The sequence below is a fragment of the Streptomyces sp. NPDC005925 genome (assembly GCF_040638805.1).
Taxonomy (GTDB): domain Bacteria; phylum Actinomycetota; class Actinomycetes; order Streptomycetales; family Streptomycetaceae; genus Streptomyces.
Genome location: NZ_JBEXVL010000021.1, coordinates 63036 through 88043 on the forward strand (window position 1 = coordinate 63036; position 25008 = coordinate 88043).

At 70.7% G+C, this 25008-nt stretch carries 21 protein-coding genes, 1 tRNA gene and 1 pseudogene; 19 read left to right on the forward strand and 4 right to left on the reverse strand.

Features of this window, described 5'->3' with window-relative positions:
- Positions 1–32 precede the first annotated feature (32 nt).
- The 7 genes from ABZ354_RS21745 to ABZ354_RS21775 all read left to right on the forward strand — a co-directional run bounded on the left by ABZ354_RS21745 (position 33) and on the right by ABZ354_RS21775 (position 6909).
- Complete coding sequence (locus tag ABZ354_RS21745; protein WP_358659116.1) at positions 33–302, forward strand: acyl carrier protein; 270 nt, start codon at positions 33–35, stop codon at positions 300–302.
- Positions 299–1072: a 3-oxoacyl-[acyl-carrier-protein] reductase gene (fabG, locus tag ABZ354_RS21750; protein ID WP_358659118.1), complete on the forward strand. Its 774-nt coding sequence runs from the start codon at positions 299–301 to the stop codon at positions 1070–1072. Before ABZ354_RS21745 ends, fabG begins: the two co-directional genes overlap by 4 nt.
- Positions 1073–1309: 237 nt before the next feature.
- A complete protein-coding gene (locus ABZ354_RS21755; protein WP_358659120.1) occupies positions 1310–1933 on the forward strand; it encodes an isochorismatase family protein in 624 nt (207 codons plus the stop codon).
- Entirely contained in the window at positions 1930–3888 is a 1959-nt protein-coding gene (locus ABZ354_RS21760; RefSeq protein ID WP_358659122.1) for an anthranilate synthase family protein, read from the forward strand. Before ABZ354_RS21755 ends, ABZ354_RS21760 begins: the two co-directional genes overlap by 4 nt.
- A gap of 976 nt (positions 3889–4864) precedes the next feature.
- A complete protein-coding gene (locus ABZ354_RS21765) occupies positions 4865–5479 on the forward strand; it encodes a ScbR family autoregulator-binding transcription factor (RefSeq protein WP_358659124.1) in 615 nt (204 codons plus the stop codon).
- 152 nt (positions 5480–5631) lie between these two features.
- Positions 5632–5717: transfer RNA gene (locus ABZ354_RS21770), tRNA-OTHER, on the forward strand.
- Between the two features lie 124 nt (positions 5718–5841).
- Positions 5842–6909, forward strand: coding sequence for a ferritin-like domain-containing protein (locus tag ABZ354_RS21775; RefSeq protein WP_358659125.1), 1068 nt, complete (start codon positions 5842–5844; stop codon positions 6907–6909).
- Between the two features lie 302 nt (positions 6910–7211).
- Here ABZ354_RS21775 and ABZ354_RS21780 read toward each other — a convergent pair whose 3' ends face one another.
- On the reverse strand, positions 7212–8717 hold the full coding sequence (locus tag ABZ354_RS21780) for an MmgE/PrpD family protein (protein WP_358659127.1): 1506 nt from the start codon (positions 8715–8717) through the stop codon (positions 7212–7214).
- 376 nt (positions 8718–9093) lie between these two features.
- On the opposite strand from ABZ354_RS21780, the gene ABZ354_RS21785 reads away from it, so the two are divergent.
- The 6 genes from ABZ354_RS21785 to ABZ354_RS21810 all read left to right on the forward strand — a co-directional run bounded on the left by ABZ354_RS21785 (position 9094) and on the right by ABZ354_RS21810 (position 15724).
- A complete protein-coding gene (locus tag ABZ354_RS21785) occupies positions 9094–10005 on the forward strand; it encodes an SAM-dependent methyltransferase (RefSeq protein WP_358659129.1) in 912 nt (303 codons plus the stop codon).
- Positions 9995–10999, forward strand: a complete 1005-nt coding sequence (locus tag ABZ354_RS21790; RefSeq protein ID WP_358659131.1) for a diacylglycerol kinase family protein — start codon at positions 9995–9997, stop codon at positions 10997–10999. Before ABZ354_RS21785 ends, ABZ354_RS21790 begins: the two co-directional genes overlap by 11 nt.
- Positions 10996–12489: an MmgE/PrpD family protein gene (locus tag ABZ354_RS21795; protein ID WP_358659132.1), complete on the forward strand. Its 1494-nt coding sequence runs from the start codon at positions 10996–10998 to the stop codon at positions 12487–12489. The genes ABZ354_RS21790 and ABZ354_RS21795 overlap by 4 nt, the downstream gene beginning before the upstream one ends.
- A 109-nt stretch (positions 12490–12598) precedes the next feature.
- Entirely contained in the window at positions 12599–14056 is a 1458-nt protein-coding gene (locus ABZ354_RS21800) for a DHA2 family efflux MFS transporter permease subunit (RefSeq protein WP_358659134.1), read from the forward strand.
- Between the two features lie 40 nt (positions 14057–14096).
- The gene (locus tag ABZ354_RS21805) at positions 14097–14798 is read left to right on the forward strand and encodes an SGNH/GDSL hydrolase family protein (RefSeq protein ID WP_358659136.1); all 702 of its coding nucleotides are present in this window, start codon (positions 14097–14099) and stop codon (positions 14796–14798) included.
- Positions 14799–15031: 233 nt separating this feature from the next.
- Positions 15032–15724 carry an SGNH/GDSL hydrolase family protein gene (locus ABZ354_RS21810; RefSeq protein ID WP_358659138.1) on the forward strand — a complete coding sequence of 231 codons (693 nt, stop codon included), beginning with the start codon at positions 15032–15034 and terminating at the stop codon, positions 15722–15724.
- Positions 15725–15889: 165 nt separating this feature from the next.
- On the opposite strand, the gene ABZ354_RS21815 is transcribed toward ABZ354_RS21810, so the two are convergent.
- Both ABZ354_RS21815 and ABZ354_RS21820 read right to left on the reverse strand, forming a co-directional pair.
- Complete coding sequence (locus tag ABZ354_RS21815; RefSeq protein WP_358659140.1) at positions 15890–16525, reverse strand: TetR/AcrR family transcriptional regulator; 636 nt, start codon at positions 16523–16525, stop codon at positions 15890–15892.
- A gap of 200 nt (positions 16526–16725) precedes the next feature.
- Positions 16726–17382 carry a ScbR family autoregulator-binding transcription factor gene (locus tag ABZ354_RS21820; protein WP_358659142.1) on the reverse strand — a complete coding sequence of 219 codons (657 nt, stop codon included), beginning with the start codon at positions 17380–17382 and terminating at the stop codon, positions 16726–16728.
- Positions 17383–17816: 434 nt separating this feature from the next.
- Between ABZ354_RS21820 and ABZ354_RS21825 the strand changes: the two are divergent.
- Positions 17817–18059: pseudogene (locus tag ABZ354_RS21825) on the forward strand (helix-turn-helix domain-containing protein); the annotation flags it as partial.
- 6 nt (positions 18060–18065) lie between these two features.
- The gene (locus tag ABZ354_RS21830; protein WP_358659185.1) at positions 18066–18560 is read left to right on the forward strand and encodes an AfsR/SARP family transcriptional regulator; all 495 of its coding nucleotides are present in this window, start codon (positions 18066–18068) and stop codon (positions 18558–18560) included.
- 589 nt (positions 18561–19149) lie between these two features.
- Here ABZ354_RS21830 and ABZ354_RS21835 read toward each other — a convergent pair.
- Positions 19150–20163 carry a DUF2156 domain-containing protein gene (locus tag ABZ354_RS21835; protein WP_358659144.1) on the reverse strand — a complete coding sequence of 338 codons (1014 nt, stop codon included), beginning with the start codon at positions 20161–20163 and terminating at the stop codon, positions 19150–19152.
- A 260-nt stretch (positions 20164–20423) separates the two neighbouring features.
- Between ABZ354_RS21835 and ABZ354_RS21840 the strand changes: the two genes are divergently transcribed.
- Genes ABZ354_RS21840 through ABZ354_RS21855 form a run of 4 tightly spaced genes read left to right on the forward strand, consistent with a single transcriptional unit; the run spans position 20424 to position 25008 of the window.
- Positions 20424–22019: an aldehyde dehydrogenase gene (locus tag ABZ354_RS21840; protein WP_358659145.1), complete on the forward strand. Its 1596-nt coding sequence runs from the start codon at positions 20424–20426 to the stop codon at positions 22017–22019.
- Between the two features lie 34 nt (positions 22020–22053).
- Positions 22054–23196: an acyl-CoA dehydrogenase family protein gene (locus ABZ354_RS21845; protein WP_358659147.1), complete on the forward strand. Its 1143-nt coding sequence runs from the start codon at positions 22054–22056 to the stop codon at positions 23194–23196.
- Between the two features lie 11 nt (positions 23197–23207).
- Positions 23208–24500, forward strand: coding sequence for an aminotransferase class III-fold pyridoxal phosphate-dependent enzyme (locus ABZ354_RS21850; protein WP_358659149.1), 1293 nt, complete (start codon positions 23208–23210; stop codon positions 24498–24500).
- Positions 24493–25008, forward strand: a complete 516-nt coding sequence (locus ABZ354_RS21855; protein WP_358659151.1) for an SRPBCC family protein — start codon at positions 24493–24495, stop codon at positions 25006–25008. The genes ABZ354_RS21850 and ABZ354_RS21855 overlap by 8 nt, the downstream gene beginning before the upstream one ends.

Consider the following 25008-nt stretch of genomic DNA (forward strand, 5'->3'; position numbering starts at 1 on the left):
GTCCCACCCCGCCCAGATGAGGAGTCACCGCCATGGCCGACCACACCGACAGGCCGCTCGACGTCGAAGAGCTCCGCGCCGTCGTCGCCGGGGCACTGGAACTGCCCGTCGAGGAAGTCACCGACGACGCGCGCTTCAAGGAGGACCTCGAGGTCGACTCGCTGATATCGCTGGAGATCGCCGTCCGCATCGAGGAGCGCTACGGCGTCAAGATCGACGAGTCGCAGCTGACCGAACTGGGGAAGTTCCGGCTCGTACGCGAACTCGTCGAGGCCGGTCTGGGCACCGAGTCCGCGACGTGAGCGGCACGGACCCGGGGCAGCGGCCCGCGCCCGCCGCCCGCCCGGTCGCGCTGGTGACCGGCGGGTCCCGGGGCATCGGGCGCGCCGTCGTCGTGCGGCTCGCCGAGGACGGCTACGACATCGCGTTCTGCTACCGCTCCGACTCCTCCGCGGCCGAGGCCGCGGCCAAGGCCGCCGAGGCGGCCGGTGCCCGCGTCCACCACCGGCAGGTCGACGTCGCCGACCTCGCGCAGGTGAAGGAGTTCGTCGCCGGGGCCGAAAAGGAGGCCGGCCCTCTGGCGGCCGTCGTCACCTCGGCCGGCATCACCCGGGACCGCCCGCTCGCCCTGATGACCGAGGACGAGTGGCACGGGGTGGTGGACACCAACCTCACCGGCACCTACAACGTCTGCCGTGCCGTCGTGTTCGCGATGATGAAGCGCCGCCGCGGCGCGATCGTCACGCTGTCCTCCATCGCCGGGGTGCACGGCAACGCCACACAGACGAACTACGCGGCCTCGAAGGCCGGGATCATCGGTCTCACCCGGTCACTGGCCAAGGAGGTCGGCCGTTACGGAATCCGGGCCAACACCGTGGCGCCCGGCCTGATCGACACCGACATGACGGCCGCACTGCCCGCCGAGGTGACCGAGCGCCACCTCGCCAACATCCCGCTCGGCCGGGCCGGTACACCGCGAGAGGTCGCCGACCTGGTCTCGTTCCTGGTCTCGGACCGGGCGGCCTACCTCACCGGCCAGGTCATCGAGCTCAACGGCGGCCTCTCCGGCTGACCGGGCCGCACCGCACGGGTGCGGCACGTCCGGCGCGCCCCGGGCCCGCGGCGCACACCCCCGGGACGTGGTCGCACCCGTGCCCGCAGGACAGCCGGACGGCCACGGCGGCGACCGCCCGCCCCACCCCGAGCGCTCCGCAGCTCGACCGGGAGGGCCGCCGCCGTGGCGCCCCCCAAGAACGGCCGCCGTCGGCACGACCACGATTCATCCGAGACAGGAACGGGAAGCGAAGCCATGCCTGGGATACCCCCTATCGAGGCCTACCCGATGCCCACCCCCGGTGGTCTGCCGGCCAATACGGCCCAGTGGACCCCCGACCCGGCCCGCGCGGTACTGCTCGTCCACGACATGCAGCGGTTCTTCCTGGCACCCTTCCCCGACAGCGTCCGCGGCTGGCTGGTGCAGAACGCGGCGACGGTGCGCGACCGCTGCGCCGCGCTCGGCGTCCCGGTGGCGTACACGGCGCAGCCCGGCAGCATGACGGAGCAGCAGCGGGGCCTGCTCAAGGACTTCTGGGGGCCGGGCATGCGCGCCGAGCCGTCCGACCGTGAGGTGATCGACGAGCTGGCGCCGGTGGACGGCGACTGGCGGCTGACCAAGTGGCGCTACAGCGCGTTCTTCAACTCCCCGCTGCTGGAACGCATGCGCGCGAGCGGCCGGGACCAGCTGATCCTCTGCGGCGTGTACGCGCACGTCGGCGTCCTGATGACCGCCGTCGAGGCGTTCACCCACGACATCCAGCCGTTCCTCGTGGCCGACGCCGTCGCCGACTTCTCCGAGCAGTACCACCGCCTGGCCCTGGACTACGCCGCCGAACGGTGCGCGGTCGTCCTCACCGCGAAGGAGGTCCTCGCATGAGCGCGTCCACGTCGGCCAAGGCGGCCGGAGGCGACCTGCTGACCCGGATCCTCACCGACCCGCCCGACGCGTACGCGCTGCTGTACCGGCCCGAGAGCGCGGGCGCCGGCAACCTCGACGTCCTCGTCGGCGAGGTCACCGAACCCGCGACGCTGGCCGCCCTCCCGCTGCCGGACGGGCCGGTGCACACGGGCCGCGCGCAGCACGACCTCCTCGTGGTCATCCCCTACCGGCAGATCGCCGAACGCGGTTTCACCGTCCCCGACGACGGGGCCCCGCTGATCGCGCTGGCCGTCACGGACCAGCAGCGGCTGAGCCTGCCCGACGCGCTGGCCCGGATACCCCAGGTGCCGATCACCCTGAGCGGCGGGCACTTCGACGTGGACGACGAGTCCTACCAGGAGATCGTCCGCGCCGTCGTCGGCCGGGAGATCGGTACGGGCGAGGGCGCGAACTTCGTCATCAAGCGCTCGTTCGTCGCCGACATCACCGACTACGGCCCGCACAGCGCGCTGACCTTCTTCACCCGGCTGCTGCGACGGGAGGCACGCGCCTACTGGACGTTCCTCGTCCACACCGGCGAGCGCACCTTCGTGGGCGCCACCCCCGAGCGGCACATCAGCGTGGACCGGGGCAAGGCCGTGATGAACCCCATCAGCGGCACGTACCCCTACCCGCCCCAGGGGCCCACCCTGGACGGTGTCCTCCAGTTCCTCGCCGACCGCAAGGAGACCGACGAGCTCTGCATGGTCGTCGACGAGGAACTGAAGATGATGGCCCGGATCTGCGAGAACGGCGGCCGTGTGGTCGGGCCCTATCTCAAGGAGATGACCCGCCTCGCCCACACCGAGTACCTCATCGAGGGGCACACCACCCGGGGCGCCGCCGACATCCTGCGCGAGACCATGTTCGCCCCGACCGTGACCGGTTCCCCCCTGGAGAGCGCCTGCCGGGTCATCAGCAAGTACGAGCCGCGGGGGCGCGGCTACTACAGCGGCGTGGCCGCGCTCATCGGACGCGACGAGTCGGGCCGTACGGCGCTGGACTCGGCCATCCTCATCCGCACCGCCGCCATCAGCGAGGCGGGCCGGGTGGGCATCGGCGTCGGCGCGACCCTGGTGCGCCACTCGGATCCGCGCGCCGAGAGCGCCGAGACCCGTGCCAAGGCGGGCGGCCTGGTGGCGGCCCTCGACTCCGGCAGCGGCGCCCGCCCCGCCGAACCGGCCGGCCAGGTAGCAGTCCCGGACCCGGGCAGCGCACGCTTCGCCGACCACCCGCAGGTCAGGGCGGCTCTGGAAGCGCGCAACGGCTGCCTCGCCGATTTCTGGCTGCGCGACGACGCCGACCGGATGGCGACGCGGAGCGAACCCCTGCTCGCCGGACTGCGGGTCCTCGTGGTGGACGCCGAGGACACCTTCACCTCCATGATCAAAAATCAGCTCCGGGCCCTGGGCCTGGCGGTGACGGTCCGGCGCTTCGACGAGCGGTACTCCCTGGACGGCTGGGACCTGGTCGTCCTCGGCCCGGGCCCCGGCGACCCCGCCGAGAGCGGCAACCCGAGGATGCGCCACCTCCACGCGGCGGTGCGCACCCTGCTGGAGCGGCACACCCCGTTCGTCGCCGTGTGCCTGAGCCACCAGGTACTCAGCCTCGCCCTGGGACTGGAGGTGATCCGGCTGAAGACCCCCAACCAGGGGGTCCAGAAGCCGATCGACCTGTTCGGCGCGACCGAACGCGTCGGTTTCTACAACACGTTCGCCGCCCGGAGCCTGGAGGACAAACGGGAGGTGCCGGGCGTCGGCTTCGTCGAGGTGAGCCACAACCCGGCCGACGGCGAGGTGTACGCCCTGCGCGGGCCCCACTTCGCGTCCGTACAGTTCCACCCCGAGTCGGTCCTCACCCAGGACGGCCCCCGCATCCTCGCCACGGCCGTACGGGAGGCCGTCGGCATCTGACCCCGATCTCCTCCCCGGGCTCCACCCGGGTCCACGACCCGATCTCCTCCCCGGCCGTCACGCGGGTCCACGACCCGATCTCCTCCCCGGCCGTCACACGGGTCCACGACCTGATCTCCTCCGCGAGTCCGCCCGGTCCACGACCCGGTCTCCGACGTGCTCTCCGGCCCCGACCTCCGTCCGTACGGCGGCAGGGTCATCACGGTCCGGGCCGGACGGGCACGGACGGCCCGGACGGGCACGGACGTCGAGGGGGTCCGCGCGTGCGGCCCCGTAACGGCCGGAGTGCTCCGGTGTCCGTTCGCGCGTGCGGCCGGGACGCGACGCGTCACCGGCTCGAGTCGTGCCGTCCTCCGGCTCACCCGCCGTGGTCCGCGCACCCCGGCACGGCATCGGAGCCGCAGCCCGGTCGCGTCGTGCATTCCAGTCGGATATGGGCGTGCAAGTGGTGAACTCGGCGTCTGAATACCGAAGTTGTACCCGTGACCGACTGCGGGGCGATTCGGGTCATGTGGTGACAACGCCGTAGCCGGCGGCTTCTTCGACCGGCGCGAAGCGGAGACCGGCGCAGCCGTCCGGAAACCCGCCGGCGGCGCGCGTCGACGTCTTCCGCTTCCGCACGGCCGAGTACACTCGCACGCGACTCCGCGAGCCTCCCGAGTACGGGTACGTCACCCCCTCGGGACGCGGACCCCGATGTATCCGGCTCTCGCCCCGCAGCGTAACCACCCGCTGTCCGTGTTCAGGGGGACTTCATCACCGTGGAAGACCTCGTGACCGAACAGGACCCCTGGGCGGCAGCCGGCCCGAGCGGCGCACGTTCCGGATCGGCGTCATGGGCGGCGATGTGAAGCGGAACGCCGCGCACTCCGGCGTGGGGCCTTCGGCCTGTCGGCTCCGGAGTGATCCTGAGCGTGAGCATCTGCCCGGTGGGCGCCCGCAGAAAGGGAGTGGAGTGGTGCGGCAAGAGCGCGCGATGCGGACGAGAAGGCAGATCCTGGACGCGGCGGGCGTGCTGTTCGCCGTGCTGGGGTACAAGACGGCGACGGTGGTCGACCTTCTCGCGCACTCCGGGGTGACCAAGGGGGCGTTCTACTTCCACTTCTCCTCCAAGGAAGACGTCGCCCGGGCTCTGTTCAAGGAGCAGAGCATGGAGCAGGACCTGGTGGCACCGCAGAAGTTCAAGCTGCAGGAGATCGTGGACGGGCATCTCGTCCTGACCAGCAAACTGCGCAACGGCGCCCGTGAACGCGGATGCTTCCGGCTCTGCCTGGAGCAGGGGCTCGACGAAGAGTTACGCAGGAGCTGGCTCCTCGAACGTGTCGTCTTCAACCAGAAGTTGCTGACAGCGGCCCGGGAACAGGGAGAGCTCGCCGCGCACGTGTCGGTGCGTGAGACGGCGGAATTCCTGGTCAGTGCCTGCATGGGGCTGCAGCTCATGTCCCAGACCGTCATCGACGACGCCGACACGGGCATGGGACGACGCATCGCACTCCTGCTGCGCAACGTCATGTCCGTCATCGCGATCCCGGACGTCTACGCCGAACTGGACATCAGGCAGGACCGGGGAATCCAGCTCCTGGAGACGTAGAAACCGCTCACCCACCCGCGGTCCCGCATGCCCGGGGCGGAGCACGGCGGGGCGCGGAAGTCCGCCGTGAGCTGCTGAGACTCCCGTCTCAGCGGCATGTCAGAGCCGTCTGGCACTGTTGTTCTCGTCGCCGGGGGAACCGGTGGACGAAGGGAGAGATTCCCGTAGCGGCCCAACGGGGCCCGGACTTGTCCGGCCGGGGCTTTGCCCCTCGCAGGTTCGAATCCTGCTCTCTCCGCTGCGCCTGCAAGACGAGGACGGCGACGTGTCCGGCGAAGTGAACATCTCGCCGGACACGTCGCCGTGCAGCGCTCATCGCAACCGCAGGAGACATTCTTATGGAACTCGCCTGGAAAATCCCCATGCAGGGCACGAGTCATTTCACATGGGAATACGATTCCGAGCGCGAAACCCTGCTGAATCTCTATCAAAAGGGCAAGGACAAGCAGTGGGACAGCGCGAAGCGCATCGACTGGTCTCTCGAAGTCGACCCCTACGACGCCCTCGGGACCCCTGAGCACACCCTCGGCCTGTACGGCTCGAAGCAGTACTCCAAGCTCAACGTAAGGGAAAAGCAGGAACTGCGGCAGCACATGGCTGCCTGGGAGTTCAGTCAGTTCCTGCACGGGGAGCAGGGCGCGATGATCTGTTCCGCGCGCATTGTGGAATCCGTCCCCGACATGGACTCGAAATTCTATGCCTCCACCCAGGTCATGGACGAGGCGCGGCACGTGGAACTCTTCTCCCGGTTCGTGGAGGAGAAGATCGAGATGACCTACCCGATCAGCCCCCACCTCAAGGAACTGCTCGGCCAGGCACTGCAGGACTCGCGCTGGGACATGCCCTACCTCGGCATGCAGGTCCTCATCGAGGGGCTAGCGCTCGCCGCCTTCGGGATCCTGCGGGACAAGACCACCAAGCCGCTGCCCAAGCAGATCCTCTCGTACATCATGCAGGACGAGGCCCGGCACGTCGCCTTCGGAAGGCTGGCGCTGCGGGACTACTACAAGAACCTGACCAGCCAGGAACTCGCGGAGCGCGAGGAGTTCATCGTCGAGGGCTGCTACCTGATGCGGGACCGGCTGCGGATGCAGGAGGTCTGGGAAAACCTCGGGTTCGACATGAAGGAGTGCATGGAGTACATGAACAACGGGCCGCGCATGCGGGCGTTCCGTTCCTTGCTCTTCACCCGCATCGTGCCGTGCGTCAAGGACATCGGCCTGTGGAGCCCCAAGATCCGGCAGGCGTACGACGACATGGGCGTCCTCGACCTGGCGGGCGCCGACCTGGTCAAGCTCATGGAGTCCGACGAACTCCAGGCCGAAGCGCTCGACGCGGAACGCCGCGAGATGGAGGCGAGGCGCGCCGAAGTGCACGAGGCCATCGCCGAGGGTGCGCTCCACGCGTCCGGCGGTGCCGGCAGCGGCTGACGCCGGAGCCTTCGTGCGGCGCGCCGGACGGGGGGCCGCCCGGGGATGAGGACGCGGGCCGGTGCTGTCCATCACGGACCACCGGCCCCGCTCCGTCTGCGGCCACGCCCGCCGCAGGTCCCGCGACGGCGGACACGCCGTGTCACCCCCCGCCGCGCCCGGGGACATTTCCGTACCGTCCGACCTCGAGGATCCGCACCCGCCGCAGCACGGACACGAGCCGGGGGCGGGGGCCCGGTGTGATCACCGTGCCCCCGCCCCCGCCCCCGCCCCCGTCGTGCGCCGGGCGGCCTCCGCGTGCGTCAGAAGGCGTTGCCGAAGATCAGTGCCAGCAGCCGCCCCACCTCGTCCGCCGACGCTTCCTCCAGGCGGTCGACCCCGTCGGCGAACTCCTCGCAGCCCCCCGTACCGAGCCACTTGTCCCGCACCATCTCCGCGATCGGCGGGCCGCCCTCACTGCCGACCGCCCCCACGGGCACATGCAGCTCGCGGCTGACGCTCCGCCCGTCCCGCATGCGCACGTGCACCCGCGCGCCGGTCACCTTGCGGGCGTCGCTGAAGTCCCGGCTCGGCGGCGGCAGTTCACCCACCAGGTCGACCAGCCACTGCCCATCGCCCTCCCAGCCCGCACCGAACTGCCGCAGCCACTCCTTGCCCCGCTCACCCGCCTGCCGCAGCGCCTCGCCGAAGGGCACCTCGCAGTGGAACAGCTCCCGCGTCATGTCCCGGTCCAGACGTACGTCCATCCGGCCGGCGAGCGACCACCGCTCCGTGTCCGCGAGGCCCTTCTCGGTGAAGTCCTCGGTGCTCAGCTGTCCCGTGAGCAGGGCGGTGGCCAGCGTGTACCGCAGCGAGAACACCAGCGCGCTCACCGGCGACACGGGACCGCGCAGGTACTCGGCGGCCCGGCGCTCCACCACCGCCGTGTACAGGGACGTGTCGACGTCGACCTCGGCGATGTCGTCGGCGCGCAGCGGACGCCCCGGTGAGGACAGTTCCCGGTGCAGCTCCAGGCCCACATCGATGGCGGAGTCCATGCCCGGCCCCCCGGGGTGCACCTTGAAGGACGTCGTGCGGGTGTGCCAGCGCGTGCCGAGCCCGGCCACCACGGCCTCGGGAAGCGCGATGGTGGCGAACCGGGAGAGGAACCCCTCCGGGTGCTCGAAGATCACCGGGCTGCCCGCGAGGCCCACGGCCGAGGCGTCACAGGCGTCGAGTCCCACCCGCACCGGGGTCGACGCGCCGAAGAGCTTGGCGTCGCCGTCGAGGAAGCCCACGGGCACCGTACGGGGAGGCAGCCCGAAGCCGAGGCCGAGCGTGTCCACCCAGCGCTGCGCCGACGCGTTCTCGCCGCGCAGCCGCCCGGCTATGGCCCCGGTGACGTGGGTGAACGCGGCGCTCTGGCCCCGGAAGGGACCCAGCGTCGTGGCGGCGGTGATCCGGGCCGCCGTCTCGTTCGCGACGATGATCGAGGTGAGCAGCTGTTTCCCGGTGAGCCGCTGTCTTGTCGCGTACGCGAGGGGGACGGCCACGGTCGAGTTGGACAGGTGCCCGGCGTAGGCCGTGTCGTCGAAGTGGAGCCAGGACCCGAGTCCGGCGAGCACGAAGGCGGACCGGGCCGGGTCGTCCTGGAACGGCGCGCCGAAGCCCTGGACGAACCGCTGGCCCAAGGGGTGCTCCAGGCCGGCCCGCACGGCTGCCAGCTGGGACAGGATCTGGTGTTTGGCGGTGGTGACGACATCGTCCGGTATCTCGTCCAGGCGCAGCACACTCGCCCATCCCGCCAGCTCTTCCGTGAGTGTCGTCACTGGGTCTCCCTCGATCCGCTCGGGTGCTCTCGCGCCGTCGTGCTTCGGTGCCTACGCGTGTCTTACGCACGAAGGGGCTTCACCCCTCATCCCGGGCGGCAGGTGACGTGACGCCGTCTCCGTCGTCACCGGAAACACGGGGACCGCGGCATCCGCGCCACCGACCGGAGCGCCCGGCCGTGAAGCCCGGCCACCCGGCCACGGCCACGGCCACCGGCGAGCCCGCGGCCAGTCCGAGTCGCCCCGTCCGGAGCGGCGCACCGGGCATCGACCCGCGCCCCGCCCTCCCGGATGGCGGTTGTTTTGAGGGGTGCGGTGGTCGCCCGCGTAACAGGAACGTTCGCCCCCGTACCCACACCTGAGCGAGGCATCTGCCGTGACAGCCGCACCTTCACCCACCCGGCTGCAGTCCGGGCACTCGAGCGAGACGGCCCATCTCACCGCCCGCGCCCGCGCCGCCGACGCCGTCATCGAGCCGGACAGGCGACTGCTGGGCGACACCTACGCGCACCTGTTCGTCACCGTTCCCCCGCCCGTCACCTCGCAGGAGGCCCTCGACCGGCTGCAGCGCCTGGACCGGGCCCACGGCGGTTTCATCGCCGAGATACTCCTGAGGCAGCGCTACTTCGAGGACCTGGTCGCGCTCGCGGTCGACGCGGGGGTGCGCCAGGTGGTGCTGCTCGGCGCCGGATACGACACCACGGCGCTGCGCCACACCGGCCCCGACACGGTGCGGTTCTTCGAGGTGGACCATCCCGCGACGCAGGCGGCCAAGCTGGAGGTGCTCGCCGCGGCGGACCTCACCCCGCCGGTCACCTCGGTGCCCCTCGACTTCACCGCGGGCGCCTCGCTGCGTGCGGAGCTCACCGCGCACGGCTTCGACACCGACGCGCCGTGTGTCGTGGGGTGGCTGGGGGTGACGTTCTTCCTGCCGGCCGAGGCGTGCCGCGCCACCCTCGCCGACCTGGCGGACACCGTCGCGCCCGGCAGCCTGCTGCTCTTCGACTACATGGACGAGGCCGTCGTGAACGGCACCAGTCCGTACCAGGGCGCCCTGCAGATGGCGCGTCAGGTCGCCGAACAGGGCGAGCCGTACATCAACGGCCTGACCCCGCACACCGCCGCCGCCACGGCCCGTGACGCGGGCTTCGAACCCGTGGAACAGCTGCGCGTGGCCGAATTGGTCCGACGCTACGGCGGCCCCGACCCTTACTGCAGCGACGACGACTTCATGGGCCTGGTCACGGCGCGTCGCACGGAGCGAGGGGCGAGCGGCCGTGGTGACTGAACCGGGATGGGCGGCCCGCGCCCTGCTGATCGCCAATCCCCGGGCCGGGGCCCGCGACCGGCGGCTCATCGACCAGGTCGTCGCACACTGCGAGGGCCTGGTGCCGCACCTCGACGTCGTCCACACCGAATACCAGGGCCACGCCGAGGAGTGCGCGGCCGGGGCCTTCGCCGCGCACCACGACGTGGTGATCGTGCTCGGCGGTGACGGCACGACCCGCGAGGTGGCGTCGGGCCTGGCCCGCACCGGTCTCGGGCAGCCCGCGGGGAAGCGGCCCGCGATGATCAACATCCCTCTCGGCACCGGGAACTCGTTCTACCAGGAGATCTGGGCCGACGCCCCCTGGCGCGAGGTCCTCGACCAGGCCCTGTCCGGCGAGCACCCCCACCTGCGCCGGGTGGACATGGCGCACATCCGGGAGATCGACGTCCTGGCGCTGCTCGGCGCGGGGTCGGGCCTGGTCGCCGACGTCCTGGAGGTGGCCAACCGCATGGTCGACGTCCGGGGCCGCGACCGCTACCAGCAGGCCGTCGCCCAGGTCATGAGCGCGTACGCGCCGTACGAGGGCCGGGTGAGCGTGGACGGGGAAGTCGTCCACGAGGGCCCCGTCGTCCTGGTGAACATCGGCGGCGGCCGCTACCGGGCGGGCCGGTTCAAACTGCTGCCGCACTCGGTCATCGACGACGGCCTGCTCGACGTCTGCGTGGTGGGCGGGCAGATGGGCGTACGCGAGCTGGCCGGACTGACCCGGGACGGCAGCCACATCGGGCGCCCCGGCGTGGTGTACGAGCGTGGCTCCCGCTTCGTCGTCGAGCGCACCGACGGCGGCCGGCTCTCCTTCGAGCACGACGGTGAGCTGCGCACGTGCGACGTCTCGCGCTACACCATCGACGTACTCCCCGCCGTCCTTCCCGTCCTCGCCCCGCCCACGCCGCCGGGACCGGGCCCCGCGCACGCGTCCGGCGCCGCGCGGCTCGCCGAGGGCGTCGCATGAGCGGTGAGGGCGACGGAGGTCTCACGCGGGCTCTCGCGCAGTGGACCGCGGGGCTGCGGTACGACGACATTCCCGCTCGTGTCGGCTCGGTCGTCACCAGCCAGGTCGTCTCCCACCTCGCGGCGGTCCGCGCCACCGCCGCCCACCCGGTGGGCCGCACCCTCCTCGCGGCCTTCGGCCCCCTCGACGCCGACGGCGATCCGGCCCGTACGGCCCATCTGACGGCGGCGCTGTCCTCCAGCCTCTATCTGGAGGACACCCTGTACGCGGGCCACGTCTCGCACGCCGCCGTCGGCGTCCCGGTGGCGTACCAGAAGCGCCAGGCGCTCTCCGGACGCGCCCTGATCACCGCCGTGACCGCCGCCAACGAGGCCGCCGCCCGCGTCACCGCCGCGGGCACGCTCGGCCCGTTCCGGGGGCAGTGGGCCGGCCACACCCATCTCGTGGCGGCCTGTGCCGCCCTGCTGCACGGCGAGGGCGCGGACGCCGGGAAGCTGCTGAACGCCTGGGGCCTGGCGCTGGCCGCGCCCCCGCGTGCGCTGCGCCCCGCGGTGCTCGCCAGCGACGCGAAGGTGCTGTCCGCCGCCGCTCCCGTGCGCACGGCGATCGACGCCTGCGCCGCCGCGCTCGCCGGGCTCACCGGCCGCGACGACGTGATCGAGCATCCCGAGGGGCTCCTGGCGGTGTTCTCCGGGGCTGCCGTGCCCGAACTCGTGGCGTACGGGCTCGGCGAGCGCTGGCACACCGAGACCCTGTCCTTCAAGCTGCTGCCCGCCGGCGTCCACCTGGACGCGCTGGTCGAGTGCGCCGCCGAACTGCATCGCAGACTGCGCCCCGACGGTTCAGCGGGCATCGCCTCGGTCGACGTGGCCGTGCCCAGGATGACCATGGTGATGAGCGGTCACGCGGACCGCTATGTGCGGGGCGCCGCCACCTCCCTGCCCGCCCTCAACCTCAGCGCCGGGTACAACGTCGCCACCGCCCTGCTCACCGGCGGTCTCACGGTCGCCGATCTCGCCCCGCCGGGCCTGGCCGAGGAGGGCCGCTGGGAGCTCGCGAAGCGGGTGCGGCTGTACGCGGACGAGGAGCTGAGCCGGCTGGGCGTGATGTCCACCGCCCCGGTCGGCGAGACGCTGCGCCACGCCGGGCCGCGTGCCCTGGAGTGGAAGACGGAGCTGCCCGGTATCCCCATGGAGAAGCTCCTGGACGAGCTCGGTCCGCCCGCGGCCTCCTTCGGGGAGGCCACCAAGATGCTGGGCTGCCGCATGACGGTGCGGATGCGCGACGGGCGCGAGGAGACCTGCGAGCTGGCCGCGGGGACCGGAGCCGTCGGGTCGGACTCCTGGCAGAACCATCCGGCCCTGGTGCGCGGGAAGCTGCTGCGCACGGGCGTGGACGAGGCGGCGGCCGACGCCCTGGCCCGTCTGGAGGAGCTCACGGCGCGAGAACTCGCGGAGGTGCTGCGCCAGGTCTTGCGCCTCGAGCAATAATACCTACTGTTGGTATGTGAACTGGGTCACGTCGCCCGGGGTTCGTTGACACTCACTGTCAGTACTAAATACATTCCTACCAACGGTATCTAAGAAAGAGGTGTGACCCGTGGCTACCCCCGATGCCGCCGCTCCACAGCGCCGGTCAGCGGCGTCCTTACTGCTCCTGGCGGCCGGAGCCTCGTTCCTGGCAGTGCTCGACGTCACCGTCGTGAACCTCGCGATGCCCGACCTGCGCGAGGACTTCACAGGCTCCGCGTTCAAGAACCTGTCGTGGGTCATCACCATCTACGCGATCGTCTTCGCGGCCCTCCTCGCCCCGGCGGGACGCCTCGCGGACGCGCTGGGCAGGCGCACGGTCTTCCTCGCGGGCATGAGCGTCTTCACGGCGGCATCGCTGCTGTGCGCCCTGTCGCCCAACCTCGGCTTCCTGCTGGCGGCCCGCGCGATCCAGGGATGCGGCGCCGCCGCGATGATCCCCGCCTCGCTCGCCATCGTGCTCATGGACTCCCCGCCCGAGCGCCGCCGTGCGGCCATCGGCCAGTGGAGCGCCGCGGCGGCCCTGGCGGCGGCGGTCGGTCCCGCCGTCGGCGGCGTCCTCGTCGACATCTTCGGCTGGCGCTCGCTCTTCCTGATCAACATCCCCTTCGGGCTGTACTTCCTCTACGGCGCCGTCGCGATCCCGCGCACGACCGCCCCGGGCGCCGAGCGCAAGCTCCCGGACCTGCTGGGCACGATCATGCTGGGCGCCGGTGTCGGCCTGTTCTGCCTCGGCATCAGCAAGGGCAGCGAGTGGGGCTGGAGCGAGCCCTCCAGCCTGGTCTGCCTCATCGCCGGCCCGGTCCTGATCGCCCTGTGCCTGCTGCGCTCCGCCAAGCACCCGGCCCCCGCCCTGGAAATCTCCCTGTGGCGCAACCGCACCTTCGCCCTGGCCAACGCCGCCGCGTTCTGCTACGGCATCGCGCTCTTCTCGTGGCTCCTGGTCGGCGTCCTGTACGTCACCCAGGTGTGGGGCTACTCCGAGCTGGAGGCCGGACTCGCCATGACGCCGGGCGCGTTCGCGGCGACGGCCGTCGCCATGCGGGTCGGCAAGCTTCCGCCCACCTACGGGCCGCGGCTCGCCACCACCGGCGGCGCGGTCGTCCTGGCCGGCACCGGCTTCCTCCTCGCCTTCACCCTCCCCGACCACTCGATGTTCCTCGCCTACTGGCTTCCGCTCGGTGTCCTGGCGGGTGTCGGCATGGGTGCCATCACCACCGGCACGTCCACGGCCGCCGCGCTCTCCGTCTCGCCGCTGCGGTTCGCCGGGGCGACGGGCCTGAACCAGACGGCCCGGCAGATCGGCGGTGCCATCGGCATCGCGATCCTGGCCACCGTGGTCTCCGGAGCCCTCACGGACATCGCCGACTTCGAGCGCATCTACCTGATCGCCGCGTGCGCCTCCGTGGTGGTGGCCGTCCTCGGGCTCGGCCTCACCATCAAGCTGCCGCCGGCCCCGGCCGCCGCCACGCCCCCCGCGCAGGCCGCCGGCGAGCAGAAGACGCCGACCTCCGACGCCGCGAACTAGTACGGCACGACCACCGCCCTCACCCAAGGAGACGTCAGCCATGACGAGCACGGAGTCGTCCTCGGACCGCACACAGGAGCTGCAGGACCCGCACCTGCTGACCGCGGAGGAGATCACCGCCCAGCTCCAGGGCGCCCCCTGGACCCGGTACGCCGCCATCGGCGACAGCATCGTCGCGGGCCACCGCGAACCCGTCGAGGGCTACGCCGACCTCAGCTGGGCCGACCGCGTGGCGACCGCGCTGCAACAGATCAACCCGCAGCTCGAGTACCGCAACTTCGGCGTGCGGGACCTGTCGGCAGCGAAGATCAGGGCCACGCAGCTCGACCCGGCGCTGGACTTCAAGCCGGACATCGCCATCGTGGTGGCGGGCGGGAACGACCTGCTCGGCAAGCACTTCGACACGGCGGCCGTGGAGACGGAACAGGCCCGTATGGTCTCGGCGCTGCGCAGCCGGGGCTGCACGGTCGTGACGATGGGCCTGTTCGACAACACCTGGACGCCGTACGTCGCCGACAAGTACAAGGCGGTCATGAAGCACCGGCTCCAGCAGTTCTCCGACCTCACCCAGGCGGTGACGCAGCGCATGGGCGGGCTGCACGTCGACCTTCCCAGCCACCCCGCGGGCAAGGAGCCGATCTTCGCCTCCGACGGCCTCCACCTCAACGCGCGCGGGCACGCGGTTGTCGCGACCGAGGTGATCCGCACGCTGGGCGAGCACCTCGCCGCCAAGCGGGCCTGAGCCGCCGCCCCGGAACCGGGTCCCGGCGGGCGCGAGACCGTCTCGTCCCCCGCGGCGGTACGCCCCGCCGGGGCCACCGGGCTCCTCCTCGGAGGAGCTCGGGCTTCGGCATATCAGGAGGACTCCCGGTCGGAATCCCGATGCACGCCGTGCCGGCCGCCCGTCGCCGGCCGCAATCGTCCCGGGCCGCAGGACCAAGGTGAAGGACGCCGAAAGAAGGAAGGTGGGACACCGTGAACGCCCGCTCTGCCGACGAGCCGTACGACCCCTACTGCATCTCCCCGGCCATGGCCACAGAGCTACTGACGCAGGCGCCCTGGCGGCGGTTCGTCGTCCTGGGCGACGCCTTCGCGGAAGGGCCGGGGGAGCCGTGCGAGGGCTACGACGACGTTCCCTGGGCGCACGGCGTGGCCGCCGCGCTGCGCTCGGTCCATCCGGACCTGGCCTATCTCAACCTGGCCCAGCGGAACCCGATCGCCGCCGAGGTGCGCGCCAGGCAGCTCGGCAAGGCGCTGACCTTCCAGCCCGACCTCGCGGCCGTGGCGGCGGGCGGCAGCGACGTACTGCGCGAATCCTTCGACGCCGACGCGACGGAGGCGGAACTGGCCCGGGTCATCGCCCCGTTGAGGGACGCGGGCGTCGAGGTGGTCATCCTCGCGCCGTTCGGCAGCGGCAGCACGGGGGACCTGCCCAGGGACGTCCTGCGCCGACGGCTGCAACTGCTGGCGGAGCGCACCTACGACCTGGCGCTGCGCAACGGCGCGATCCACGTCGACCTGAGCGCCCATCCCGCCGACGCCGACCCCGGCATCTTCGGAGCGGACGGCTGGCACGTCAACGCACGGGGCCACGCCATCGCCGCCGCGGCGACGATCCGCCGTCTGGGCGTCCACCTCGGCGTGTACGGCCCGCCCACCCTCCACTGAGGCGCGGCCTCCTGGCACGCCCGGGAGGCCCCGCGGGGCGCGCGTCCGACGGACGGGACCCCGCCGTGCGGACAGCGGAGCCCGGACCGGGGGACCGCCCGCCCCGAGCGCGCCGCCGAACGCCGCCCCGACGGGCTCCGGTACGAGGCCCCTCCGGCCGGCGGTCTACGGCTGCAACGTGGGAGGCATGCGCCGAATGGAGTCGAAGAGCAACCGGAACTGGCGCAGGGTGGCGTCGAGGAGCTCGTCTGGATCGTCCGCGTGCGCCATGGCCATGGCGGCCTCGCACTGGGCGCCGTAGATCATCGAAGCCAGCGACTCGACCTCGTGCCGGGGAAAGCGTCCCTTGCCCACGGCCTGGGCGAGGCCGTAGAACATCATGCGCCGGCAGTCGGCGCGAATGTCGCGCATGACCTCCCACCCCAGCGCGCCGGGCGCGTCGATGAGGGTGATGCGCTGCGTGCTGGGCTCCATGGAGCCGACCAGGAATTCCCGCATTCCCTGGAACAGCGCTTCCCAGGGGTCGTTGTAGTGCGAGTACTTCTGGGCGATCGCACTGGAGAGGTCGTGCTGTTCGCGCTCGTACACCGCTCGGAAGAGCTGTTCCTTGTTCTTGAAGTGGTGATAGAACGCGCCCTTGGTGACCTCGGCGGCGTCGCAGATGGCGTCGAGCGAGGTGGAGGTGTACCCGTCCCGGGCGAACAAATTCCGTGCGGCGACGAGAAGTTGGTGCGTGGTCGTGGAGGAGCGCTCCTGCTGGGTGCGGCGTCCGGTTCGCTTCGTCGCCGTCTGCTGAGTCATATGGTTGTGCTCCTCCTCACGACCGGCTTGTGCCACCAGGGTCGCAGTCGACCGCCGCCGCCGTGACGGTTTCCCGGCGGGGGGCACTGTCCTGGCGTCGTATGTGAGTGACAGTCTAGGTTACGTACTGATAGTCGGACTCTGCAATGGGACCGACGTCCGGAGCGGCGGACGGCCCGAATAAGGGATTCCCGGGGCGCTCAGCCCTTCACCTCTTGTCCCGCGGTCGTGCGGGGCTCAGTGGCCGCGTCGGCGTCCCCGGCGAGTGCGATGCGGTCGAGGGCCTCGGGGGTCGCGATGTTCGGCAGCAGGTGACGCAGGAAGGAGACCACCCGCTGCCCCAGGTCGGTCCCGTCGGGCAGGATCTGCGAGGCGAGGCGGGCGCCGGCGAAGGCGCCGACCAGGAGTTCCGCGGCTTCGTCGGCGGCGACGTCGGGGCGCAGCGCCCCCTGTCTGCCGGCCTCCTCGAGCAGATGCTGGTAGCGCCCGGCCCACACGTGATATGGACGCTGGCGTTCCGCCGTGTCAAGTCCTTGTTCCAGACACAGCCGAAAGCTGCCGCTCACGATGGGGTCGTTCTCCAACTGGTGGGCCGTCGCCAGGGTCCGCTCCTTCAGCTCCTCGAGCTTGAACGGCAGCGGTCCCGCGGTGGCCGGGCGGGCTATCCACTCGTCCAGGACGGCGCTCGCCACGTCACGCTTGGACGCGAAGTGGAAGTAGAAGGCCCCCCTGGTGACACCCGCTCGCGCGGCGATGCCGACGCATGTCGCGGCCACGTACCCGCGCTCGGCGAACTCCTCCGCTCCGGCCTCCAGGATGAGCCGGCGGGTCCTGGCCGCCCGTTCCTGTATCGCCACACACCCTCCTTGTCGATTTGTCGATGTGTCCATCATGGCCGCGGGGCCCGGATCCCGGGTTCAAGCCTGTGGATCTTGACCGGATCCTGCGCTTCGATGGCCCAAAAGAGCCCAACATTTAGTAGAAGCAAGGGTTGTGTTCAAAACCAGCACGTGTGTATGTTCTGGGATCGATAGAAAGTTCGACGCGTCACACGCTCGGAGTGGTGCCGAATCTCTCGGCCCGGAAAGGTTTAACCGGCTCTTCGGCTCGTTAAACGGTTGATTCCCGACAGGTATGTCCTTCTGAATGTCGAAGTCGTGACGTTCGATGTGTACGCGAGTCTCCTTTCTGATGTTTCCGTACGTGTGGCTGAGTCAATGTAACACGTCCGTCTATCAGTTCCGAACCACGGGGGTTTAAGGTGCGGATCGGGCTACTCGGGCCATTAACTGTGACCGATCACTGTATTCCCATCGATATTCCGGGTGAGAAGCTCAGAGCCATTATCGCCACGCTTGCTCTCACTTCTGGAATGACGGTTTCGTCTTTCGCTCTGCTGGACGAACTCTGGGGCGAGCAGCCGCCGCGAAGCGCGGCGAACTCGCTTCAGGGGCATATTGCCAGGCTGCGCCGGGCGCTGGTACAGCACAGCGGAAAGGAGGACATACGAAATGTGATCCGGACATCGGGTTCGGGATACATGCTCGTGCTTCCACCGGAGAACATCGACGCCTCGCGGTTCATCCTGGACGTCGAACTGGCGAGCCACATCAGGACCCGCGAGCCGGAGAGGGCCATCGCCCTCCTCACCAACGCCCTCGACACGTGGCGCGGGCCCGCGCTGCTCGACACCGGGCACGGCATGATCTGCCGCACCGCCGCCGCCCGGCTCGAGGAGACGCGGCTCATGGCCAGGGAACTCCTCATCGAGGCCAAGCTCGCGCTCGGCGGCCACCACGAGGTGGTGTCGGAGCTGGAGCAACTTCTCTCGCGCCACCCGCTCAGGGAGCGGCTGTGCGAGCAGTTGATGGTCGCCCTGTACCGGTGCGGCCGCCAGGCCGACGCCATCGGGACCTTCCACCGGGTGCGCCAGCGGCTGTCCGCGGAGCTCGGCCTGGAGCCGGGGCCGGGCCTGCAGAACACCATGGTGGAGATCCTGCGGCAGGGGCCGAGCCTGCTGCACAGGGCCAGCTGAGCGGCGGGGCGGGCGGCGGGCCGGCCTCCGGGCGGCTCGCCGCCCGCCCCGCGACCGGACCCGGCGCGGGGGCCGGCGTGCCGGACGGTGAGGAACGCGGTGGCCGGCCCACCGGGTGTTCGGTGCCGGTGGGCCGGGGCCGCGGCCCGCATCGGCCGGGCTTCAGGAGCAGGCACCTGGGCCGCGCGGGCCGCTTCGCGCAGTGCGCGGGCCGGCCCGGCCTGGTGGCGAAGACCGGGCGCGCCGTCTCGCCGCACCGGGCGCACCCGTCCGTCTGCTCCCCGGGCAGGGGCAGGGGCAGGGGGCGGGCGGCGGGGGGCGGGCGGCGGTCGATGACGGCGTGCCCGGCGGCAGCCGCACAGGTGAGCATCGGCAGCCGGGGGTCCGGGCGGGCGACGCTGTGGCGGGCAGGCCTTCGTGCCGCACCACGAGCCGGTTTCGAGCGCCTCGCGGAGCGGGAGGGGGCGGCGCGCCGGACTCCGCGCCGCCCCGGTCCCGTCCGGCTGCGGCCCGATCCGCCGGCGACGCCCCGGGAACACCCACGCGTGATCCTGCTGCGCGCGCCGTCACACCCCCTCGGAGGGGAGGATCAGATGGACTTGGTCACGCGCAGGATCTGCCAGATCGCCCCGAAACTGGCGCCCCCCTGGAACGCCAGGTACTCGGGCAGCACCAGGTGCGGCCCCCATTTCTCCTTGTAGGCCAGTTGGGTCGCGGCCGGATAGATCGAGCCGCCCTTCTCCGCGAGCAGCCGCATGAACTTCCCCGTCAGCGCACTGTTCCCGGGAATTTCGCAGGCCGGGTCGAGACCGGTGAACGGAGTGAAACCGAAATGCAGCCACTCGGCGCGCTCCTCGGTGAACCGCTCGATCGCCGCGGCGTTGATGGCCTCCATGACGCCCGGCATCACATCGGGAAGCCGCCGGCTCAGGTCGTGCAGCCAGCCCGGGCGGCTGCCATAGGCCGGAGAGTACGAGATGTAGGCGACCGGCCTGTCCTCGATGAGCCCCACGAACAGCCGGCGGTGTTCCTGCGCCGGGCCGCCCACCTGTCCCACCAGGAATTCGATCTCCTTGACGTGCTTGCCCTTCGCGCGGAGCCAGTCCCGGTCGATCTCGCCGATCTGTTTCCTGACGTCCTCGTCGTACGGCAGTTCGTGTACCTGGAGGCCGCTGCGCTTCGCCCTCGATATCTTGTTGCGCAGCTTCATGAACTTCGTGCCGCGCAGTGTGAACTCCGGCAGATGTACCGAGTATGAGGAACCCACCTGGTTCACGGTGAAACCCGCCGCCGCGAACAGTTCGACGTCCGTCTGCTGGAGCTGTATTCCGACGATCTTGCGCCGTTCTGCGCGCGCGTACCTCTCGAACTCCTCCAGCAGCGTGCGCTGCTGCTCCTTCTCGGCGAACGCGCCGCCGAACTGGATGAAGTACCTGCCCGCCCGGCGATAGGTGATGACCCCTCCGCCGCTTCCCTCGAAGTGTTCGTTGCCCTCATTGACCGCGAGGAAAGCGCTGGCATTGTCGCCGTGGTCCCGGATCGATCGCAGAACTGACTCCAGTTTGCCCTGAGCGCCTTGAGAAGACTCCACCGACTGGCTCATCAGTCCACTCCATCGTCATATCGTCTATGGATGTGCGGGAATGTAGCAGAAGGTGGCGGCGAAATGCTGAAAAGCCTGTATCAGTGAGATCTAAGCGGCCTCTCAGAGGGCTCTGAAAGCATCGTTCGCGAGGCTGGCGCAGGTAAGTTTTCGAATGATGAGGAGTGTCCGTGGGCAGTACACAGCTGTCTCGCCCGGTGTCGCAGAATTCATCTGCTCCACCCCCCAAAGCCGCTTCCCTGCGCACCTATCACTCTTATGTGAGGGGTGAGCCGCTGGAAAGCGCCGAGTGGGTGTACGTGCTGAATTCCAGCACCCTGCTCGACGACGTCTTCACCAGCCTGACTCTCAAGCGGAAACTGGAACAGGGGCGCATCACGCCCGAGGAACGGCGTGACGTCGTCGTGGGGCGGGTCGCCAAGGCGGACCGGGCCACCGTGCAGCTGGCGATCGACGCCGCGGCGGAAGCCGCCCCCGCCTGGGGCGCGTTCCCCCTCGACGAACGCATCGGGCGCTTCGGCACGCTCCTGCACGACAGGCTCGCCGAGCGGGCCGAGGAGATAGCGGAGATCCTCGTCCAGGAGGGGCATCCCCTGATGCTCGCCCAGTGGCAGGTCTCCGGGATGCTGGAATGCTTCAGCCCCGAATCCAACGCCTTCTACCGCTCCCAGATGTTCCAGGAGTTCCACCGCGGTGAGCGCCGGCTGCAGGTGCGCAGGCAGCCCGACGGGGTGGTGTGCCTCAACCCGCCTCAGAACGCGCCGCTGTCGAGCGCGCTGCTCGGCGTCACCGCCGTCATGGGCGGCAACTCGCTCATCGTCCGCGCCCCGCGCAGCGGCCCGCTCGGCGTGATGTACGTGATGCAGGAGATCGTCGCCCCCGCACTCGACGAGGTGGGTGCCCCGCCCGGCACCCTCAACGTGGTCTGCGGAGACCCCGGTCCCATGCTCTCGGCCTGGCTCGCCAGCCCCGACGTCGACGACATCATCTACTTCGGCTCCAGCGAGAACGGCACGAAGTTCGAGGCGCGCTGCGTGGCCGAGGGCAAGAAGCCCATCCTCGAACTCGCCGGCAACGACGTCGTGACCGTCTGGAAGGACGCCGACATCGACCTGGCGGCCGAGGCGCTCACCGAGAGCTTCTACGGCTCCGGACAGCTGTGCATGATCCCCAACCAGGTCCTGGTCCACCCCGACGTCGCCGACGAGCTGATCGCCACCCTGGTCCGCAAGGTCGGGCACATCCGGCCGGGCTACCCGACCGAGCCCGACGTCCTTCTCACGCCCGTGCTGCGCAACGAGAAGTTCTTCAAGTGCCTGGACGACGCGCTGGCCAAGGGCGCCGAGCTGGCCTGCGGCGGGCACGCCATGCAACTGGACGAGAGCCGCGACCCCAACGGCATCTTCCTGGAGCCGACCGTCATCGTCGTACGCGGCCTGGACCACGCACGCGAGGTCGAGGCCGTGGCGCACGAGACGTTCTTCCCGCTGCTGCCCATCGTGGTCGCGGACCCCGCGCCCGACGGAGAGCTCCTGGAGCGCTTCATCGACTTCGTCAACTCCAACGCCTACGGACTGCGCAACTCCCTGTGGGCGAAGGACTCGAAGGCCGTGGACCGCTTCCTGGCACGGGTGGGCAACGGCGGACTGCTCAAGGTCAACGACTCCCACATCGGCTTCCTGCCCTGCCTGCCCACCCACGGCGGCACGGGACTGACCGGCGGCGTGTTCGGCGAGGCCAACTACCCGATCCTGCGCACCTCCCATGTCCAGGGCGTGAGCATCTCCACGGGCTCCCGTCCACGCGACGCGGTCTTCGGAGCCTGGCGGACCCTGCGCGAGCAGACGACCTCGTAACCACCCCGCAACCCGCCTCCGCGAAGGAGTTCCCATGCGTGCACTGGATGCCGCCCGCGACACCTGCGAGCGCTATCTGCCCGGACTGCTCGGCGCGCTCGCCGAGCACTCGCTCGACGACCTGGAGCGGCCCGACAGCCCCGCCATCGGCCTGTTCCGCTCCCACGGCGGACCCGCCCTGGTCATCCCCAAGACGTATTCCGGCCTCGGCGCCGGCCCCCGCGAAGCGGTCGAGGTGACCCGGGCGCTCGCCGCCGCATCGCCCTCGCTCGCCGTCGCCACCACCATGCACCACTTCTCCGTCGCCACGCTCTTCTCGCTCGCCGACAGCCTCCAGTCCAGTGGGGTCGAGTGGGCGCTGCTCGAGGGGATCGTGGAGCAGAACCTGCTGGTCGCCTCCGGCTTCGCCGAGGGCAGGCCCGGACGCGGCATCCTCGAGCCGACCATGGAGGCCCGCCTGGACGAGGGCGGCAAGGGCTACCGCATCAACGGCTCCAAGAAGCCGTGCAGTCTCTCCTCGTCCATGGACCTGCTCACGGCGAGCGTCGCGCTGCCCGCCGCGGACGGCACCAGCGAGATGGCCGTGCTGCTCGTGCCCCGCCAGACCGAGGGCGTGACCGTCCACCCCTTCTGGTCCAGCTGGGCGCTGGCGGGCGCGGAGAGCGACGAGATCCGCCTCACCGACGTACTCGTCGACGAACAGCAGGTCATGCGGACCGAGCTGGGCGACAGCGGCGAACTGGACGAGTTGCAGACCGTCGGCTTCATCTGGTTCGAGATGCTGATCTCCGCCTCGTACCTCGGCATCGCCAGCGCGCTCGCCGAGCGCGTCACCACCGCCGGGCGCGGCTCGGTCTCCGAGCGGGCGCAGCTGGTCACCCGCCTGGAGACGGCCTCCCTGCTGCTCGAGGGCGTGGCCCGGATGATCGAGGACGGCGAGACGGACAACGCCGCGCTCGGCAAGTCCCTGGTGGCCCGCTACGGAGCGCAGGACGCCATCGGCGAAACCGTGCGCAGGGCCGTGGAACTCCTCGGCGGAATGGCGTTCATCAGCAGCGGCGACGTCGGCTATCTGGCCGCCGCCTCCAACGGGCTCTCCTTCCACCCACCGTCCCGCTCCAGCTTCGCCGAGCCGTTCGTCGAGCACGTCGGCGGCAAGCCGCTGCGGCTGGCCTGAGGAGTCGCCACATGACCACCACCACGGACGCGCCGTCCTACAGCCGGGAACACATCGGACGGCTGTACCGCGCCAACCTCAGCAAGGGCCGTGCCACCCTCGGCGAACTCTTCGGCGGCCACATCGAGACCGGCTCCGAAGGCTCCTGGATCGTCACCGACGACGGCCGCCGCTTCCTCAACTGCGGCAGCTACGGCGTGCTGATCACCGGCGCCCGGCACCCCACCGTCGTACGCCACGTCACCGAGCAGCTGGGGCGCCATCCCGTCGCGAGCCGGGTCTTCCTCGAACCCCAGGCCGCCCTGGCCGCCGAGGCCCTGGTCGCCACGGCACCGGCCGGCCTGGAACGGGTGCACTTCGCCTGCTCGGGCGCGGAGGCGGTGGAGGCGGCCGTCAAGATCGCCCGGACCCGGGGCAAGGACCAGCTGATCGCCACCCACGGCGGATACCACGGCAAGACCATGGGCGCCCTCAGCCTGACCGGCAAGGACGTCTTCCAGGACCCGTTCCGCCCGCTGCTGCCCGGCGTCCACCACGTGCCCTACGGGGACGCGGACGCACTGGAGGAAGTCCTCAGGACCGTGCCGGGGCGGGCCTGCTTCGTCGTCGAACCCGTACAGGGCGAGGCCGGGGTCGTCCTGCCGCCGCCCGGCTACCTGCGCGCCGTGCAGGAGCTGTGCCGCACCTATGACGCGCTCTTCGTCCTCGACGAGATCCAGACGGGCCTCGGCCGCCTCGGCACCTGGTGGGGCGCCGACGCCGAGGGCATCACGCCCGACGTGCTGCTCGCGGGCAAGGCGCTCGGCGGCGGCATCCTGCCCGTCTCCGCGGTCGTCGCGACCCCGAAGGCGTTCGCGGCCTTCGACAAGGACCCCTACCTGCACACCTCGACGTTCTCCGGAACCCCGCTGGCCATGGCCGCCGTACGCGGCGCCCTCACCGCCATCGAGGAGGACGGCCTGGTCGACCGTGCCCGCGACCTCGGTGCCGAGATCCTCACCACCGTCCGCGACATCGCGCGGCGCCACTTCGGACCCGTGGTGCGCGAGGTGCGCGGCCGGGGCCTGCTCATCGGGATCGAGTTCGCGGTCCCCGGCCCCGCGGGCGACCTGCTCATCGAACTGATCTCGCACGGTGTGGTGGCGAACCACTCGCTCAACTCGCACCTGGTGCTCCGGCTCACGCCGCCCGCCGTCCTCAGCGCGGCGGACGCGCGCTTCCTGTACGAGGCATTCGACCGCGCCTGCCAAGCGCAGGCGGCCCGTTACGTACCGACTTTCGAAGGTGACTCCGCCCATGCGTAGTGTTCACGTGGCCGTCGAGCTGTCTGGGACCTCGCCGGCCGGCGGGTACGACCAGGTGAAACAGTTCGCCCGCTACCCCGAGCTCGCCCCGGTGGTCCGCGCCGTGACCACCCATGAGATCAGCGCCGACGAGGAGACCAGCGACTGGGAGGTCTACTTCCGCAACGGCATCCTGCGCTGGACCGAGTCCGACCACTTCGACCCGGACCGTCTGACGATCGGCTTCACCCAGCTCGACGGGGACTTCGACTCCTTCGAGGGGACGTGGACGATCTCCGGCACCGACAGCGGCTGCGTGGTCGACTTCCGTGCCGACTTCGACTTCGGCATCCCCAGCCTGGCCGGGATCCTCGACCCCGTCGCCGAACGGGTCATCAAGGAGACCATCGCCCGCGTCGTCATCGGGCTGTTCGGCGGCAGGGGAACCGTCGTCGGCGACGAGGCCCTGGCCCGGGCCGTGGCCCGCCCGCCCGCGGAGATCCAGCTCGCCGGCGCACCGGTGGAGTGA

Excerpts from the sequence above, each read along its gene's own strand:
- ABZ354_RS21745 (WP_358659116.1), top strand. The coding sequence starts at position 33 with ATGGCCGACCACACCGACAGGCCGCTCGACGTCGAAGAGCTCCGCGCC.
- ABZ354_RS21755 (WP_358659120.1), top strand. The coding sequence starts at position 1,310 with ATGCCTGGGATACCCCCTATCGAGGCCTACCCGATGCCCACCCCCGGT.
- ABZ354_RS21760 (WP_358659122.1), top strand. The coding sequence starts at position 1,930 with ATGAGCGCGTCCACGTCGGCCAAGGCGGCCGGAGGCGACCTGCTGACC.
- ABZ354_RS21765 (WP_358659124.1), top strand. The coding sequence starts at position 4,865 with ATGCGGACGAGAAGGCAGATCCTGGACGCGGCGGGCGTGCTGTTCGCC.
- ABZ354_RS21775 (WP_358659125.1), top strand. The coding sequence starts at position 5,842 with ATGCAGGGCACGAGTCATTTCACATGGGAATACGATTCCGAGCGCGAA.
- ABZ354_RS21795 (WP_358659132.1), top strand. The coding sequence starts at position 10,996 with ATGAGCGGTGAGGGCGACGGAGGTCTCACGCGGGCTCTCGCGCAGTGG.
- ABZ354_RS21805 (WP_358659136.1), top strand. The coding sequence starts at position 14,097 with ATGACGAGCACGGAGTCGTCCTCGGACCGCACACAGGAGCTGCAGGAC.
- ABZ354_RS21815 (WP_358659140.1), bottom strand. The coding sequence starts at position 16,525 with ATGACTCAGCAGACGGCGACGAAGCGAACCGGACGCCGCACCCAGCAG.
- ABZ354_RS21830 (WP_358659185.1), top strand. The coding sequence starts at position 18,066 with ATGCTCGTGCTTCCACCGGAGAACATCGACGCCTCGCGGTTCATCCTG.
- ABZ354_RS21835 (WP_358659144.1), bottom strand. The coding sequence starts at position 20,163 with ATGAGCCAGTCGGTGGAGTCTTCTCAAGGCGCTCAGGGCAAACTGGAG.
- ABZ354_RS21845 (WP_358659147.1), top strand. The coding sequence starts at position 22,054 with ATGCGTGCACTGGATGCCGCCCGCGACACCTGCGAGCGCTATCTGCCC.
- ABZ354_RS21850 (WP_358659149.1), top strand. The coding sequence starts at position 23,208 with ATGACCACCACCACGGACGCGCCGTCCTACAGCCGGGAACACATCGGA.
- ABZ354_RS21855 (WP_358659151.1), top strand. The coding sequence starts at position 24,493 with ATGCGTAGTGTTCACGTGGCCGTCGAGCTGTCTGGGACCTCGCCGGCC.